The organism is Shewanella xiamenensis (assembly GCF_024971755.1).
Classification (GTDB): Bacteria; Pseudomonadota; Gammaproteobacteria; order Enterobacterales; family Shewanellaceae; genus Shewanella; species Shewanella xiamenensis.
Genome location: NZ_CP079718.1, coordinates 1,937,143 through 1,953,401 on the forward strand (window position 1 = coordinate 1,937,143; position 16,259 = coordinate 1,953,401).

The following is a 16,259-nucleotide window of genomic DNA, read 5'->3' on the forward strand; positions in this document are numbered from 1 at the left end:
GCTCAGGCGTGTTAAATAAATACCCAATGTGGAAGAACATTATGGTGGTGCTTATCATCGCCATAGGTTGTTTCTATGCCGTACCTAACCTGTTCGGTGAAGATCATGCGGTGCAAGTAGTGGCGACTCGAGGTGCTGAAGTCACGGCATCTACCCAAGCCAGAGTGAACGAGCTGTTAGCCAGTAAGGGCATTGCGGTAAAGCGTTCTGAGCTTGAAAAAGGCCAATTGTTGGTTCGCGTACAAAACGCGGATCAACAGTTGTTGGCCAAGGAAACCATCGCCGAAGACTTAGGTGATAAGTTTACCGTAGCACTTAACCTTGCCCCTGCAACACCTAAATGGCTCGAGTCTATGGGTGGTAGCCCAATGAAACTCGGTTTGGACCTTCGTGGTGGTGTGCACTTCCTGATGGAAGTGGACATGGGCGAAGCCATTCGTAAGATGGAAGAAGCCAAAGTGGCTGATTTCCGTTCACAATTACGGGAAGAAAAAATCCGTTACGCGGGCATTCGCAACAATGCTCAAGGTATCGAGATTAAATTCCGTGATGCTGAAAGTTTAGCCAGTGCAGAACGTTTCTTAAAATCTCGCAGCAACGATATGGTGTTCACCGATGTGAGCAAGGGTGAAGATTTTGCCCTGCAAGCCGTGATGAGCGAAACCTATCTCAAGCAGATTAAAGAAGAAGCGTTGCAGCAAAACATTACCACTATCCGTAACCGTGTGAACGAGTTAGGGGTAGCTGAGCCTGTGGTACAACGCCAAGGTGCTGAGCGTATTATCGTTGAGTTACCTGGTGTACAAGATACCGCTCGCGCCAAGGAAATTTTAGGTGCAACCGCATCGATTGAATTCCATATGGTGGACGATAAGGCTGACCCTAATGCGGCGCAATCTGGCCGTATACCCGCGGGTTCTGAGGTGTATCAACGCCGTGAAGGCGGTCAAGTGGTGTTGAAGAAGGAAGTGATGCTAACGGGTGATCATATCACTGGCGCACAACCCAGCTTTGACCAATATAGCCGTCCACAGGTAAGCATTAACCTCGACGCTAAAGGCGGTACCATTTTTTCTAATGTGACTAAGGACAATATCGGTAAACCGATGGCGACCTTATTCATTGAATATAAAGACAGTGGTGAACGTAACGCCGATGGCAGCGTCAAAATGCTGAAAATCCAAGAAGTGATTTCAGTAGCGACGATTCAAGCACGTTTAGGCCGCAACTTTGTGATCACTGGGTTAAGCCACGGTGAAGCACAAAACCTCGCGTTATTGCTACGTGCGGGTGCTTTGATCGCGCCAGTATCGATTGTGGAAGAGCGTACCATTGGTCCAAGCCTAGGTGCGGAAAACATCGAAAGCGGTGTGCAAGCCATGATCTGGGGTATGGCAGTCGTGCTTATCTTCATGTTGGTTTACTACCGCAGTTTTGGCTTTATCGCCAACTTGGCCCTAACGGCCAACTTAGTGATGGTGGTTGGGGTGATGTCTATGATCCCTGGCGCCGTGTTAACCCTGCCAGGTATTGCGGGTATGGTGTTAACTGTGGGTATGGCGGTTGATGGTAACGTACTGATTTACGAGCGTATCCGTGAAGAGTTACGTGCTGGTCGCAGCGTGCAGCAGGCCATTCACGAAGGTTACGGCAACGCATTCTCTACTATCGCCGACGCTAACATTACTACCTTCTTAACAGCATTGATCCTGTTCGCCGTAGGTACGGGCGCGATCAAAGGCTTCGCAGTGACCCTGATGATCGGTATTGCGACATCAATGTTTACCGCTATCGTGGGAACCCGCGCAATCGTTAACGCGATTTGGGGCGGTAAGCGCGTGAAGACGCTGTCTATCTAAGGGGAAGCGATAATGTTAGAAATTTTATCTTTAAAACGTACGGTTAACTTCCTCCGTCATGCGCTGCCTATCAGTATTATGTCGGCCATTTTGGTATTGGGTTCGCTTGTTTCTCTGGCGACTAAGGGTATCAACTGGGGCTTAGACTTTACTGGCGGTACTGTGGTTGAGATGGAGTTCACTCAACCTGTTGATTTGAACGTGTTGCGTACAAAACTGTCATCGCCTGAATTAGATGGCGCGATTGTGCAAAACTTTGGTTCAAGTCGCGACGTGTTAGTTCGTCTGTCGGTGAAAGAAGGCGTGAGCAGCGATGCTCAGGTTAAATCTGTGATGACAGCTGCTCAGCAAGTGGATGCAGGCGTTCAACAAAAACGGGTTGAATTCGTCGGTCCTCAGGTGGGTAAAGAACTGGCTGAGCAGGGCGGTTTAGCCGTGTTAGTTGCACTAATCTGTATCATGATCTACGTTTCGTTTCGTTTCGAATGGCGTTTGGCTGCGGGTTCAGTCGCGGCATTGGCCCATGACGTGATTGTGACCTTAGGGGTGTTTTCAGTATTTCAACTGGAGTTTGACCTAACAGTATTAGCCGGTGTGTTAACCGTTGTGGGTTACTCACTGAACGATACCATTGTGGTATTTGACCGTATCCGTGAAAACTTCCTCAAGATGCGTAAGAGCGATCCTGAAGAAGTCGTGAACGTTTCAATTACCCAAACCATGAGCCGTACCATTATCACGACGGGTACGACGCTGGTGACAGTTGTTGCGCTGTTCCTGAAGGGCGGCACCATGATCCATGGCTTTGCGACCGCACTGTTACTGGGTATTTTCGTTGGTACTTACTCTTCTATCTATGTGGCGAGTTTCTTAGCGATCAAACTCGGCATTTGCCGTGAGCATATGATGCCAGTTGAGATAGAGAAAGAAGGTGCAGATCAACCACCGATGATGCCGTAAATTGGTCTCAAATTAATCTATTTTAGATACCAATATTGTTGATAAAAATGCCACTTTTAAAGTGGCATTTTTTTCGCCATGATTACTCACTTTCGATAATCTGCTATCAAACTCACAACTTTATAGTGACTAATGCTGTAAAACGTAAATGTTAAATTGATTAACAACTGGCGTAAAAAACAGCACTCGACAGGCTCAGTTATTTCACTGTAGGATGTCGGCTGCCGCTATTTTTAAAAGATAAATGCAGTAGGAAGTCGCATGGAAGAACGTAAAACATTAATTGCTGGTGGAAACCTATTACAGGCCCATACATGGAAGGGATTATTAGAAGCCTGCGGTATTCATGTGGAGTTGCGTGGAGAGGCCTTGTTGGGTGGCGTTGGTGAGTTACCTGCCAATCTTCACAATGTTGAGCTTTGGGTTCGAGAGTCGCAGTTGGCTAACGCACAAGCGCAATTAAGCGGCTTGGATGTGGTTAGTCCCCAATGGCAATGTGTACAGTGCCATGAGATGAATGAGGGCAGCTTCGAATTGTGTTGGCATTGTAGTGCTGAGCGTAGCGAGAGCCATAATTAATTTACTCATCAATCCATCTATCGTCGGGATCCATATTCCCGACCATCATTGCATATTTTTATTTAGATAAAAATTTTCTAACTTATTCATATTATTAAGTATTTATTGTTGAGTATCGTGTTAATCTACGCTGACTTATCATTTAGTTAGTACGATAAGATATGCCTGCATTATTCTGTCAGATAATGCGTTTATTCATAATGTTGAGTTAACGCTGTTTAGAATCAGAGCCTTGATTTTTATAGGCCAAAACAGATGTTAACCCTGTGCATGAAAATAATTGAAGTTTGTTTTTACTCAATATTTATTAGGCTTATACGATGCAATATTTCCCGTTATTTATTGATACCGTTAATCTGAATGTGCTGCTTGTTGGGGCAGGGGATGTAGCGAGTCGTAAACTTGCCTTGCTGACGCGTACCGAAGCGAATATCCATGTTATTGCGCCAGAGGTAAATTCTGAGGTGCAAGCCTATGCTGATAAGGGACGGATATTATTGTCACAACGATCAGTCGTGCAGGCTGATATTCAAAATTACGATCTTATTTATCTCGCAACGGCCAACGATAAACTCAATAGTGAATTAGCGACCTTAGCCACTGAGCGTGGCATTTGGGTTAATGCCGTGGACAATCCCGCTTTTTGCCGTTTTATTACGCCGTCCATCGTGGATAGAGGGCGCCTTGTTGTGGCGATCAGTACGGCAGGGGCCGCGCCTGTATTTGCCCGTACCATCCGAGCGAGATTAGAAGCCAGTCTACCGCAATCCTTGAAACCGCTATTTGACTTTGTGGCCGACAAACGTCTCGAAGTACAACAACGCCTCACCAAAACCGCGACACGTCGATTATTTTGGGAACGTTTTTTCGATACCAATGGTGATAGGTTTGATGCACGTACGCTAGAGCATTACCAAAATGCTTTTAACCATATCGTCAGCCGTGGAGAAATCCTGTTATTGGATGAGGCCACCCCCGTCGAGTTATTGCCGCTGGCGGCCATGCCGTTACTGCAACGCCTTGACTGGATTTATAGCCAAGAGACCTTAACGGATGAATTATCAGAATTCGTTCGCCGTGATGCTAACCGCGGCGGATTACTCGCTCTTAGCGAAATAACTCACGAATATGAGCAGGGCACAAGAATGCTGATTGTTGCCGATACTCAGAAAATTAATCAGCTAAAGGCCCACTTTCCTGTCGCGAAGCATTTACGCCCCGGGGCGATTTAGTCTTCTTTATCGCAGTTTGTTTGAGCTGACGGCGAGTCTTAGGTAGACTCGCCGTTATTTTTTATCATTAAGCTTAGGATGTACTATGGCGCTTAAAGCGACCGTGTTTAAGGTCAATCTTCAGATCGCTGATATGGACCGGGGATATTATCAAGATCATCAACTGACGTTAGCGCAGCATCCTTCGGAAACCGATGGTCGCATGATGGTGCGTTTGCTGGCATTTATCCTCAATGCTTCCGAGACCTTAAGCTTTACTAAGGGATTGTGCGTCGATGATGAACCCGAACTGTGGGATAAGAGTCTCTCAGGGGAAGTCAACCTGTGGATTGAGTTTGGCCAAGCCGATGAAAAATGGCTGCGTAAGGCGAGCGGCCGTGCGAAAGCGGTGCAGCTGTTTACCTACGGCGGACGTAGTGTTCCTATTTGGTGGAAACAGAATCAAGCAGCATTAGAGCGCTATAAAAATTTGAAAGTATGGAATATTGCCGAAGAGTCAGTGACGGCGATGGAGGCCTTAGTGAGCCGGACTATGTCGCTGCAAGCTTCTATCAGTGAAGGGCAAGTCTGGTTATCGGATAATGAGCATAGTCTGCTTATCGAACCAGAGATGCTTAAGGATTATCAATAATAAAAGAGCCTGCGATTGCAGGCTCTTGTGTTAATTCGCTGTGATTATTGGAATTTCAATTCCCAGCTATCGATATAGCCTACGTCACCACGGCCGCTATCTACTGCTTTAAGTTTCCACACACCGCTTGACTCAACGCCAGTCATATCCACTGTGTAGCTCTTGTTGATATTGTCAGTGCCAGAACCTGTTCTATTGTGCAATGTTGAAGTTTGACCACTTGGGCTGATCAATTGCACTTTTAAGTCACCAATATAAGGGTGAACAATATTCACCACGGCAGTCACTGTGCCTGAGTTACCCGTGCGAGTCACTGTGATTGGGCTCGTGATACCTGCGGTCTTGTTATCAGGAATATTGTAGTTATCGGTGTTGGTGTAGCTTGCTGGCGTGGTAGGAGTACCACCACCGCTTTGGGCTGTGTAGCTTGCGGTTAACGATACACCGCTAAAGGCTGAATAGCCTTTCACCATCGCGTAGTAAGTACCTGATTGAACGTTGCTAATTGGGCAAGATTCACTGTTACCACCTTTGTATGGACGGCAATCGTAGTTTGAGGTCGTTGGCGCTGCGCCGTACTGTACGTACAGATCCGCATCACCCGTGCCACCGTTCATCACAAAGCCTAAGTTAGTTGCACCCTGTGGTACTTCAAAAGAGAAATGCAGTTCTTCACTGGCGGCGCCGCTTAGACCTGTTTTTGGCACACCGTTCACTAACACGCTGTCAGTTGGTGTAGGGTCAACCGGATCCGTAGGACCATTACAGGACGCATCTAAGAAGGTTTTCGCTGCAACGGCATTGACCAGACCATAACCATAGTAATCATCACGGCCAGCTGTGCCTAAGTCTTCAGCCGTTTGCTTGAGTGCATTACGCACCTGAGCAGCGCTACATTCTGGGTGATAGCTCCACACTAAGGTTGCCACGCCTGACACATGTGGAGTCGCCATCGATGTACCGTTGTAGTACTCGTAGTCTTTATTACCTTGGTTGCTCACGGTAACGGTTGCACCTAACTGGTTACGCAGTGCTAGACCGGTTGCACGGTCAACAGACACTGACACCATGTTGATTTCGCTGTTAGCATCGACCAAGAAGGGGTTTTGTAGTCCAGGTAAGGCGGTGTTACTGTACACGATAACAGCGCTAGCGCCCGCATTCTTACAGGCTTTTACCGCATTGATTTCTGGATAAGAAGTGCCTTGGTTACCCACTCGCTCAACTAGACAGACTTTGTTGGTCATATTGCCGCAGTTGAAGGTTGAGCCGCTAACCGTACATTCGGCTAAGGTTGCGGTTGCCGTGCCATTGTATGGATTGGGCGCATAGTTAGTGCCTGATGGCGTAAAGCGATTGTGTGGCACAACGCCGGAGTTAAAGTATGACTGACCACCGATAGTAATATCGGCTAAACGTCCTTCACCGCGTGTAACGGTAGAGAGAATGGCTTCACCAGGACCAGAGATCTCGACTTGGTTGGTGTATTGCGAGAAGGCTGAGTGGTCTTTGTGATTATCAACAGACGCTACTGACATTACCGCATCGTACGAAGCGGGGTAGCTATGGGTATTGTTACCATCGTTACCCGCGGCTGCAATCAAGAGTACGCCGTTATTGTAGTGGGCGGCTAAGGCATTGCGCTCGGTTGTACTTGAGCCTGCGCCACCTAAACTCATGGTGACCACATTGGCGCCATTATTAACACAGGTATCGACCGCCGATACGAGTGAAGATGAGTAACCCCAGCCAGCTTCATTAAATACTTTAATCACATGGATATTGGCATTTTGATTTGGCATCACGCCAATAACGCCGTCGTTGTTGGCGATCGCTGCGATAGTACCGGCAACGTGGGTACCATGGGCATTGTTATTGCCAGGTTCAAACCAATTACCGGTGCCGGAGTTATTGGTACCTGTGACATTGTTACCGCTTAAGTCGCTGTGACCACGGTCATAACCTGAGTCGATAATACAGATGGTGCGGTTACCCGCTTGGCTATCGCTTAATTGGGTCGCACCCACAAAGGTTTGTCCCCAAGGCGTTGTTTCGTTTAAGAGCCTACGTGGCATGTCCTCTTCCACATATTCCACATCGGCGCGGGCTCTTAATGCCTTAATGCCATTGTTATCCAGCTTAACTGAGTAGCTGTTACTGCGGCCAATACGCTTCATTTCTTTGGCTTGCGCCTTGTTCAGCACACTGTGCTGGGCGCTAATTTCAGCCACTTGAGGCTGGTAGTTCATGGTGGTGGGTAATTGGTCGCTGACTTGAGCACTATCTACAGACATCAGAGCGGGGGCATCGGCATTTTTAAATTTAACGATATAGCGCTTAGGCAAAGGAGAGGTCTGTGCTTGCATCGCTGCGTTGAAACCCGGTACGTCGGGGGCAGCATGAACACTTGCTGAAATTGCAATAGCTAAGCTGGATAAACTCAGGGCTATTTTAGTGGTTCGGTTGATTGTCATGTTTTTCTTCCATGTTCAATTTAGAGTTAATCATTATTATTTTGTGCTTTTAAAGAATAACTACGACTCAGATGCTACTCGGTTAGTGAATTTATCTTTCGTGTAAGTATTTGTAAATTAAATGTTAATGGTATGGCGGTTGGTAAAATTGCCTGAGGTAATAAGCGAATTTATTGAATAAATAATCAATTGTTACAACTTGTAACGAATGTGTTGGCGCTATTTATGTTTATTTATGTGGAAAAGGTGAATAAGTAAAAGTGAATTCTAGCGGCTTTAACAGCGAACAATGGGTTAATGTAACTGTATAGTTTGTTGAAATTTAAAGTTATATTTTTTTGGAATTAAAAGATGAAAAATCTATAGTATTTTTCAGTGTTTGATATTGAGTTTAATTCAAGTGATTGATTATGCAATTTTATTGAGTTAATGCGTCGGTGGTTTGGCATTTGCCAATTTATTGGCTTTTATGCATGAGCGCAACAGGATAATCGACTAGTGAGTGGTGGGTGAGATACATGAACCTCGGCAGAAATATAAAAAAGCGCCAACAGGCGCTTTTCCATCGTGAATCGAAACAGCAAGTTACTCTGTTTTAGGCTGAGCGTCGGCTAAGGTCTGATAACCGCCACCGTTATAGGTCTGAGTGTAACCCGCCGCGACCAAGGCTTCGGTCGCGATACTGCTGCGTCGACCGCTGCGGCAATACAACACCACTGGCGCATCTTTGGCGATACCGCGCTTAGCAAACTCGGCGGCGACTTGCTCAAAGGGAATATTAACCGCATTGGCTAAATGACCCGCGGCAAATTCCTCAGGGGTGCGAACATCAAGCACCATAGCCCCAGCAGCGATTTTCTCCCATGCTACTTGAGGCTGTTGATCTGTCGCATTTGCTGCATGAGGTACTATGGAGAGTGACAAAAGACTCAATAGGGCTACTCCAAGTAATTTTTTACTGCCAAACAGTAACTTGTTAAACACTGACTTTCTCCTTTGCAAATCTGCATTAACGTTGTTTAGCGATTTCAGCTTCGGATTTGACGCCGAGCTTGCGTAATACCATTGCCGCTGGGCAAAAACCCGTGAAAGCGCTTTGGAATAGGTTAGCGCCTACGAAGGCGGTTAACCACAAAAAGTTATGGTGAACAAAAGCGGTTAATACCAAAGACAGTAACACCATAAATCCGGCAAAGGCCATAATGCTGCGTTCGAGTGACATAGCTTGCTCCTAGAGGCAGCGCGATGGCTGCCTATTGTGGGTTAATCGGCTGTTTGAGTTAAGTTTATGCGATTTTTCATCGCCGCGTAGTAAAGCACAGGGATCACGATTAGGGTCAGTAAGGTCGAGATAAAAATCCCGAAAATCAGACTGATCGCAAGCCCATTGAAAATCGGATCATCCAAAATAAACAGGGCGCCAATCATGGCCGCCAAAGCGGTCAGCATAATCGGTTTGGCTCGCACCGCACCCGAGTGGATCACTGCGCGCTCAAAGGGCACACCTGAGGCGGTTTCCTGATTGATAAAATCCACTAATAATATCGAGTTACGGACAATAATCCCCGCCAAGGCAATCATGCCAATCATCGAGGTGGCGGTAAATTGCGCACCAAGCAGGGCATGACCCGGCATCACTCCAATCACCGTCAGTGGGATGGGCGCCATAATGATAAGCGGCACGAGATAGGATCTAAATTGGGCGACGACCAATAAGTAAATTGCAATCATGCCCACGGCATAGGCGATACCCATATCTCTAAAAGTTTCATAGGTGATCTTCCATTCCCCGTCCCAAAGTACGGCCACTGAGTCTAAGCCTGTTGGTTGGTGGATATAATGCTGATCGAAACCTAAGCCACCGTCGCCGTCGATTTTGCCCGCCATGTCGAACATGCCATAGAGCGGACTGTCGAGCGGGCCTGCCATATCGGCAATCACCATCACCATAGGGATCATATTCTTATGGATAATAGGGGCATCGATTTTACCGCGCTTGATAGTGACCAGCTCAGACACGGGCACGGATTGCCCAGTTTGGCTTTGTAACTTCATGTTTAGCACTTGTTCTAAATCGATTTTCGCCCCTTCTTGCAGTTGCAGGCGGATAGGCACGGGGTGTTTTTGCTGAGCAATATGCAAGTAGCTTACATCCTTACCGCCCACTGAGGTCGCAATTAAATCAACGATATTGCTATAGGGCACCGCCATCAGGCTAGCTTTAGAGCGGTCGATCATCACCTGCCATTTTTGCTGTGCTGCGGGTAAGAAGATATCAATATCGACCACATCTTGAGTCTCACGGAACAGTGACTGCAGATCATAAGCTGCTTGTTCACGAATCGCAGGGCTTGGGCCATAGACTTCGGCCACAATCGGCGACCAGACTGGTGGGCCTGGTGGTACTTCAACCACTTTTATATTGGCTTGATATGGCGCACCTATTTGCTGTAGTTCCTCTCTCACTGAGAGTGCAATGCTATGGCTATCGCGTTTGCGATGCTTTTTATCGACTAAATTGACCTGAATATCGCCTAGTTCTTGGCTATTACGTAGGAAATAGTGACGCACTAAGCCGTTAAAGTTCATTGGCGCATTGGTGCCAGCATACAGCTGCAAATGTTCCACCTCGGGTATAGTGGCAAGGTAACGACTTAAATCCTGAAGCACGCGCTGGGTTTGTTCCACTGGTGTGCCTTCTGGCATGTCCACCATCACTTGGAACTCTGACTTATTATCGAAGGGGAGCATCTTTAACACCACGAGCTGACCTATGGGCAAGGCCACGGCGATACCGATCAATACAAATACACCCGCAGCGAGTCCAATCCGTGCTTTACGGGCGCCTTTACCTAATAGGAAGGGGCCAATTAGACGGGTAAACAGGCGCACCATTTTACTTTCATTTATCGCGGCATCGTCGCTGTGGACAGTTTCGGTCGCTGGGCCACTATGGTGTTTGAGCAGCTTACGGCTTAGCCAGGGCGTGACCACAAAGGCAACCACAAGGGAGATCAGCATGCCCATACTGGCGTTGATGGGAATCGGGCTCATGTATGGGCCCATTAATCCTGACACAAATGCCATGGGCAGCAGAGCGGCGATAACCGTAAAGGTGGCGAGAATCGTCGGGCCGCCGACTTCATCCACCGCAACGGGGATGAGTTCACTAAAGGATTTTTTACCCAGCGCCATATGCCTGTGAATGTTTTCCACTACCACAATGGCATCGTCGACCAAGATCCCGATGGAGAAAATCAGCGCGAAGAGTGACACTCGGTTGAGGGTAAATCCCCACGCCCATGAGGCGAATAGAGTGATCGCCAAGGTGATAATAATGGCGACACCGACCACTAAGGACTCGCGGGCGCCCATGGTTAAAAATACCAATACGACAACGGCGCTGGTGGCAAAAATCAGCTTAAGAATAAGGGTGTTAGATTTATCCGCCGCCGTCTCACCATAGTTGCGCGAAACAGTCACTTCGACATTGCTGGGGATCAATACATTCTTGACCTTAGCAATGCGAGCAAGCGTTGCATCGGCGATATCGACAGCGTTTTGCCCCGGTTGTTTACCTATGGCAATCGTCACCGCAGGGTAAATATCTGTCTTGTCACTGTGCCAAACGCTTTGAGTGGGAATATCACTCTTTAAACTGATGTCGGCGATATCGGCCAAATAAACAGGGGTAGGCTTGCCGTTTTTATCCTGCGAAATACTCACAACGAGCTGTTTTACATCGTCTATTGTTTGTAAAAATTGCCCAGCCTGAACCTTAATCTCTTGATTACCTTGTACTAAAGACGCAGGCATCGAGATGTGATTATTGTCATTTAGGCTTTGTCTCAACTTGTCGTAGGTGAGATTAAAGCTATTCATTTTGGCGGGATCGATGCGTACATTGGCCACTATCTCATGTTGGCCGACGGTGTATATCTCCCGCGTGCCAGGGATACGCTTGATTTCGGTTTCTAACCCTTGCGCAACATGGGTCAATTGTTCGGCCGAGACCTGTTTGTCCTTGGACCATAAGGTCAGGCTAACAATAGGTACATCATCAATGCCCCGAGGTTTAATTAATGGTTCACCCACACCCGCGCCCTGCGGCAGTTTATCCATATTGGAATAAATCTGGTTGTAGAGACTCACTATGGCATCATTGCGGGTTACGCCGACTTTAAAGATCACAATGATCATGGCGCCATCGGGTTGGGAGAAAGAATAGAGCGTGTCTATCCCTTTGATTTCAGAGATCACTTGCTCGGCGGGCAGGGTGACTAAGTTTTCAACTTCGACCGGAGTGGCGCCAGGAAAGGGGATAAAGACATCGGCAAAGGTAACGTCAATCTGTGGTTCTTCTTCCTTTGGGGTCACTAAAATAGCAAATAAGCCGAGCAATAAGCCTAAAAGTGCCAGCAGCGGTGTGATGGCACTGTTTTGGAAGGCGGCCGCAATCCGACCCGAAAAACCAAGTGTCATCGGAGATTCATTAGCGTGTTTCATTCAACAACCTCATCAAATTGATATCGCTAGGGAATTTATTGCTTTTGCTCAAGCAACACTTGGTAAGCATCCATGGCGACAATATCTCCGGATTTAAGTCCTGCGAGTATTTCCACTTCACCATTGACAGGTTCTGATACTCGTACCTGAGTGAGCACAAATTGCTCGCCTTTTTTCAGGTACACACTGCTGAGTTCGTTCATGGTGATTAGCGCTGAGGTCGGTAGCTGGATTTTTTCTCGCTCGCCATTTTTAAACAGCGCCTTGGCCCAAGTTCCGGGTTGCAGGTTAGGTTCATCCTTTGGCAGGTTAATCCGCACTTGATAGCTATGGCTCACGGGATCGGCAAAGCTAAAGATGGTGAGGTCCTTAGAGAGGATTTCACGACCATCATTTAAGCGTACTAAAAATTCAGGGGCGCTTTTTAGCTGTTGAATATAGCGTTGTGGCACTTGGGTGATGGCGCGCATTTGGCTTGGTGAAAATCCAGAGAGTAGCGGCTGACCGACAATCACGGTTTCACCTAATTCGACTAAACGCTCGGTAACAATCCCGCTAAATGGGGCCGATACCACAGTATATTTGAGTGACTCAGTCGCCTTGATAACCCGCGCCTTAGCCGCACTCACGGCTTGTTCGGCAGCTTTAGCATTGGCGGTTGCTTCATCCATAGCGCCTTTTGAAATCGCGCCTTGGGGAAAGAGTTCTTTGTAGCGTTTATATTGTGCCTGCGCCTCCACATTTAGTGCGGTGGCTTTGGCGAGATCGGCTTCATAGCTTGCGAGTTCAGCGCCTTGTTCTTTACTAGTTATCTCGAGTAAGGCTGCGCCTTCTGGTACCACATCATTGACATCGTAGTTGAGTTTGACGATACGCCCTGAGGTTTGCGCTGACACCGTGGCAGCTTTTACCGCCTCAATATTGGCATCTAAAGTCACCCAATTCGCGTAGGGTTTGCTCATCACTTCCAAGGTTTCTAAAGAAGATGCCTGCGTCGTGAAGGTAGAAAATGCTAATAATGTGAACAGAGTTCGTGATATTGCAGCCATAACAAATCATCCCAAAAGTAATTCATGAGTAAATTCTAATGGAGTTGGTTTCAATAGGCAATCAATATTTATTAGGAAAATTTAATGTAATCGGTTTCACTAATATAGGGGAAAGGCGAATGCGTTTTCCCTTACATCAATCGCCATCGTCATCATTTTTAAGCCGCAATCAGAGCGGCTTAAATATCAGTCGTTTAAATAATAGGTCAGCGTAGAAACAATGCGAATTTGTTTTATATAAGGCGTGCTGCTGTCACGATCGGAAATCGTGAACTGGCCTTGGCTGGCACTCTTAATCTTACCCAGACGCGATTGTGAGTCCTTAGCAAACTTTTCGGCCACTTCCCGCGCATTTTGCGTTGCTTCCTGCACCATGGTCGGTTTGACATCATTGAGCGCCGTAAATAAAAACTCAGTGCGGTTTTCATAGTCTTGGCTGGCGATAGCAATGCCTTCTTTAACTAAGTTTATCATTTGCTTACGGGTGCTTAGCATGAGATCAATTTGTGAGGTATAGACAGAGAGATTAATCTTAGCCGAGTAACGATACCTGACATTGGGGTCAACATAGCCTTGGGCCTGACGGTCTTCGATGGATGGCAATGACACTGTAATCTCACTGTCGCTAAATCCACTTTCTTTAAGGAAGGCGACGACTCTGTCGGTTTTTTGCTGAACAGTTTCATAAAGCTTAGGGAGGTTGTTGTCGACCTCAGTAAAGTTAATCGGCCAGATAGCGATGTTGGCTTTGACTTCTTTTTCTGCAAGACCTTTTACGGTGACTGTACGTTCTAGTGCTTTCATTTCTAGTAGCGCTGAGCTGGCGCTTTGTCCAACATAAACCATGCCTGCACATAAAAAACCACCGAGCACGATGGCGGGAAGTAGATAATTGCGTTGCATAACAGACTCTCTTGATAGAATTCCTTCAGATACCTTACTTCAATTAGCTAGCTTTGTGCATAGGCAAATGCCTAACACATTCAACTTTATACTAAATGCTCAGGTGTTATTCAGGATTAGAGTCATGCTGTTGTAAAAGTGGCTTGTAAGTTAACCTGTTAGCTCATGGGTGGGATTGCACTAGGTTGCCACAATTCGACTTTATTACCATCGGGGTCAATAAACCAGCCGAAACGGCCGAATTCAGAGTCTTCAATATCGCCGATTTGCTCGCCGCCACCCTGCGTGACTTGAAGTAGGGCTTGCTCAAGATCGTCCACGATAAAGTTCACCATAAAGCTTTTATTAGTGGGGGCAAAATAGGTCGTGTTATCGTCAAACGGTGTCCATACATGGTAACTCGGGATGGATTTATCACTATGATAGAACGCCGCGCCTCCCCAGTTTTCAATAGGGATCTCAAGGTGAGTTTTATACCAGGTTGCTAAGGCAACGGGATCGGTACTTTTGAAGAAAATACCACCAAGTCCAATGACTTTTGCCATAAGGGTTATAGAGTGAGAGGAATATGGATTAACTTTAGGCAATAAATACGCAAGATACAAAAAAGCCGCAAAAATGCGGCTTTTTTGTGTTCGAAACAGCTTAGAACTGGTAGCTGTACTGTACTGAGTAGTACATACCGCTTGATTCTGTTACTGCGTTCACAGGGCCTGTGATTGCGCTGTTTTCAATCAGGTGAACTTCTTCACCCTTAATAAAGGCAATACCAAAGTCAAGGGTGTTTTGTGGATTGATGTGGTAGCTCATACCTGCTGTGTACCAGTTACGGTCAGAGTCTGGGAATGAAATCGAACTAATCTCGTCTACAACGCCTTGGTCATGCATATAACCCGCACGAACGGTGAATTGTTCGTTGATGGTGTAAGTACCACCTAAGCTGAATAACCATGAATCTTTCCATTGGTATTCTTTAAGGGCGATATCACCTACGCTTTTAGTGGCGCCTACAGCTGCAATTGTTGCTGTACCGTCTTTAGCTGTGATTTGATCAAAGTTGCCCCACTTACTGTATTGCGCGGTATAGTGCAGTGCAAACTTAGGTGTAATCTGATGGAAGCCCGCAACTTGGAAAATATCTGCTAGCGGTACATCTAAACTATCAAAACTGGTCGTAACAGGAACCGTACCCACGCCAGGTATTGTTGTTGAGGTGATGGTGCTGATATCCCCTTCAACATTGACTGTTGGGCTGAAACGGTAGCTGATACCGAAACGGTTATCTTTATCTAACTCAACAGTGGCACCCACGATACCACCAAATGCCCAGCCGTCTGCGTCTACGTCAACCAGAGGCGTGGTGCCCATATTACGGGTTAAACGACCTTCACCATAGACGGCATCTACACCCGCACCGATGCTGAACATATCGTTGATGCGGTAAGACACGCTGGCGTTAAAGTTGACCGTGGTTACTTCTGTTTCACCAAGTAGGTCATAAGGTGCTGGTGAGCCTGCTGGCAAACTCTTCGAAAGTGAGCTGGCATCGGTACCTGTGCCGAAGTTAGAGAATGCCGCAAAACCTACGGCGAATTTATCGTCGATTGGGTGGATATAGAAAATGTTTGGGATAACTTTAGAGCTACCCGCATCATCGATGCTGCCTAAGTCATAGGCGCCACCGGCAAAGTTAACGTCTTTAACGTCAACAGTAATATCGGCATAGGTTAAGCCGAAAGAGATCGCATCTTTATCAAATAATGCCATCGCTGCGGGGTTACGCGATAACACGGAAGCGTTGTCAGCAATAACAGCATCACCTGCAAAAGCACGACCCATACCAGTGGCCGATTGACTGTTTAATTGGAAACCCGAAGCGAAAGTCTGTGAGCTCGCCAATGCAACAGCAACAGCAAGCAACGTCTTGTTGAATGATTTCATTATTATTCTCTCATTATTTTGATATTGGATTTTGTTCGGTCCTAGTTACCAGAACAACGCGCAAATCCTTTTATAGTCTTCGGCATGTTAGGGATTGTGTGTAATCTCAACAAGTCCGACCAGAT

General features: G+C 46.8%; 13 protein-coding genes. 5 read left to right on the plus strand and 8 right to left on the minus strand.

Annotated elements, in window-relative coordinates; genetic code table 11:
• Positions 1–8 precede the first annotated feature (8 nt).
• The 5 genes from secD (at position 9) to KXJ80_RS09800 (ending at position 5,261) form a co-directional block, all read left to right on the plus strand.
• Positions 9–1,859 carry a protein translocase subunit SecD gene (gene secD, locus KXJ80_RS09780; RefSeq protein ID WP_037420247.1) on the plus strand — a complete coding sequence of 617 codons (1,851 nt, stop codon included), beginning with the start codon at positions 9–11 and terminating at the stop codon, positions 1,857–1,859.
• A 12-nt stretch (positions 1,860–1,871) separates the two neighbouring features.
• Positions 1,872–2,819, plus strand: coding sequence for a protein translocase subunit SecF (gene secF, locus KXJ80_RS09785; protein ID WP_037420245.1), 948 nt, complete (start codon positions 1,872–1,874; stop codon positions 2,817–2,819).
• A 261-nt stretch (positions 2,820–3,080) separates the two neighbouring features.
• Positions 3,081–3,398: a putative signal transducing protein gene (locus KXJ80_RS09790; protein ID WP_037420242.1), complete on the plus strand. Its 318-nt coding sequence runs from the start codon at positions 3,081–3,083 to the stop codon at positions 3,396–3,398.
• Positions 3,399–3,718: 320 nt separating this feature from the next.
• On the plus strand, positions 3,719–4,630 hold the full coding sequence (locus KXJ80_RS09795) for a precorrin-2 dehydrogenase/sirohydrochlorin ferrochelatase family protein (protein ID WP_055648740.1): 912 nt from the start codon (positions 3,719–3,721) through the stop codon (positions 4,628–4,630).
• An 85-nt stretch (positions 4,631–4,715) separates the two neighbouring features.
• A complete protein-coding gene (locus KXJ80_RS09800) occupies positions 4,716–5,261 on the plus strand; it encodes a YaeQ family protein (RefSeq protein ID WP_037420235.1) in 546 nt (181 codons plus the stop codon).
• Between the two features lie 44 nt (positions 5,262–5,305).
• Here KXJ80_RS09800 and KXJ80_RS09805 read toward each other — a convergent pair whose 3' ends face one another.
• From KXJ80_RS09805 to KXJ80_RS09840, 8 genes are all read right to left on the minus strand, one after another.
• Entirely contained in the window at positions 5,306–7,735 is a 2,430-nt protein-coding gene (locus tag KXJ80_RS09805) for a S8 family serine peptidase (RefSeq protein ID WP_140906736.1), read from the minus strand.
• A gap of 585 nt (positions 7,736–8,320) precedes the next feature.
• Complete coding sequence (locus KXJ80_RS09810) at positions 8,321–8,719, minus strand: rhodanese-like domain-containing protein (protein ID WP_140906735.1); 399 nt, start codon at positions 8,717–8,719, stop codon at positions 8,321–8,323.
• A gap of 25 nt (positions 8,720–8,744) precedes the next feature.
• A complete protein-coding gene (locus KXJ80_RS09815; protein ID WP_037420227.1) occupies positions 8,745–8,957 on the minus strand; it encodes a YgaP family membrane protein in 213 nt (70 codons plus the stop codon).
• Between the two features lie 41 nt (positions 8,958–8,998).
• On the minus strand, positions 8,999–12,241 hold the full coding sequence (locus tag KXJ80_RS09820; protein WP_259474690.1) for an efflux RND transporter permease subunit: 3,243 nt from the start codon (positions 12,239–12,241) through the stop codon (positions 8,999–9,001).
• A 35-nt stretch (positions 12,242–12,276) separates the two neighbouring features.
• Entirely contained in the window at positions 12,277–13,290 is a 1,014-nt protein-coding gene (locus tag KXJ80_RS09825) for an efflux RND transporter periplasmic adaptor subunit (RefSeq protein WP_099458386.1), read from the minus strand.
• A gap of 186 nt (positions 13,291–13,476) precedes the next feature.
• A complete protein-coding gene (locus KXJ80_RS09830) occupies positions 13,477–14,193 on the minus strand; it encodes an SIMPL domain-containing protein (RefSeq protein ID WP_037420219.1) in 717 nt (238 codons plus the stop codon).
• 158 nt (positions 14,194–14,351) lie between these two features.
• Positions 14,352–14,738, minus strand: coding sequence for a VOC family protein (locus tag KXJ80_RS09835; protein WP_037428235.1), 387 nt, complete (start codon positions 14,736–14,738; stop codon positions 14,352–14,354).
• A gap of 100 nt (positions 14,739–14,838) precedes the next feature.
• Positions 14,839–16,134, minus strand: a complete 1,296-nt coding sequence (locus tag KXJ80_RS09840) for an OmpP1/FadL family transporter (protein ID WP_037420213.1) — start codon at positions 16,132–16,134, stop codon at positions 14,839–14,841.
• Positions 16,135–16,259: the final 125 nt, after the last annotated feature.

What these genes read in the sequence shown, in the direction of transcription:
- secF (WP_037420245.1), top strand. Translation starts at nt 1,872, where the DNA reads ATGTTAGAAATTTTATCTTTAAAACGTACGGTTAACTTCCTCCGTCAT.
- KXJ80_RS09790 (WP_037420242.1), top strand. Translation starts at nt 3,081, where the DNA reads ATGGAAGAACGTAAAACATTAATTGCTGGTGGAAACCTATTACAGGCC.
- KXJ80_RS09795 (WP_055648740.1), top strand. Translation starts at nt 3,719, where the DNA reads ATGCAATATTTCCCGTTATTTATTGATACCGTTAATCTGAATGTGCTG.
- KXJ80_RS09800 (WP_037420235.1), top strand. Translation starts at nt 4,716, where the DNA reads ATGGCGCTTAAAGCGACCGTGTTTAAGGTCAATCTTCAGATCGCTGAT.
- KXJ80_RS09805 (WP_140906736.1), bottom strand. Translation starts at nt 7,735, where the DNA reads ATGACAATCAACCGAACCACTAAAATAGCCCTGAGTTTATCCAGCTTA.
- KXJ80_RS09815 (WP_037420227.1), bottom strand. Translation starts at nt 8,957, where the DNA reads ATGTCACTCGAACGCAGCATTATGGCCTTTGCCGGATTTATGGTGTTA.
- KXJ80_RS09820 (WP_259474690.1), bottom strand. Translation starts at nt 12,241, where the DNA reads ATGAAACACGCTAATGAATCTCCGATGACACTTGGTTTTTCGGGTCGG.
- KXJ80_RS09825 (WP_099458386.1), bottom strand. Translation starts at nt 13,290, where the DNA reads ATGGCTGCAATATCACGAACTCTGTTCACATTATTAGCATTTTCTACC.
- KXJ80_RS09830 (WP_037420219.1), bottom strand. Translation starts at nt 14,193, where the DNA reads ATGCAACGCAATTATCTACTTCCCGCCATCGTGCTCGGTGGTTTTTTA.
- KXJ80_RS09835 (WP_037428235.1), bottom strand. Translation starts at nt 14,738, where the DNA reads ATGGCAAAAGTCATTGGACTTGGTGGTATTTTCTTCAAAAGTACCGAT.
- KXJ80_RS09840 (WP_037420213.1), bottom strand. Translation starts at nt 16,134, where the DNA reads ATGAAATCATTCAACAAGACGTTGCTTGCTGTTGCTGTTGCATTGGCG.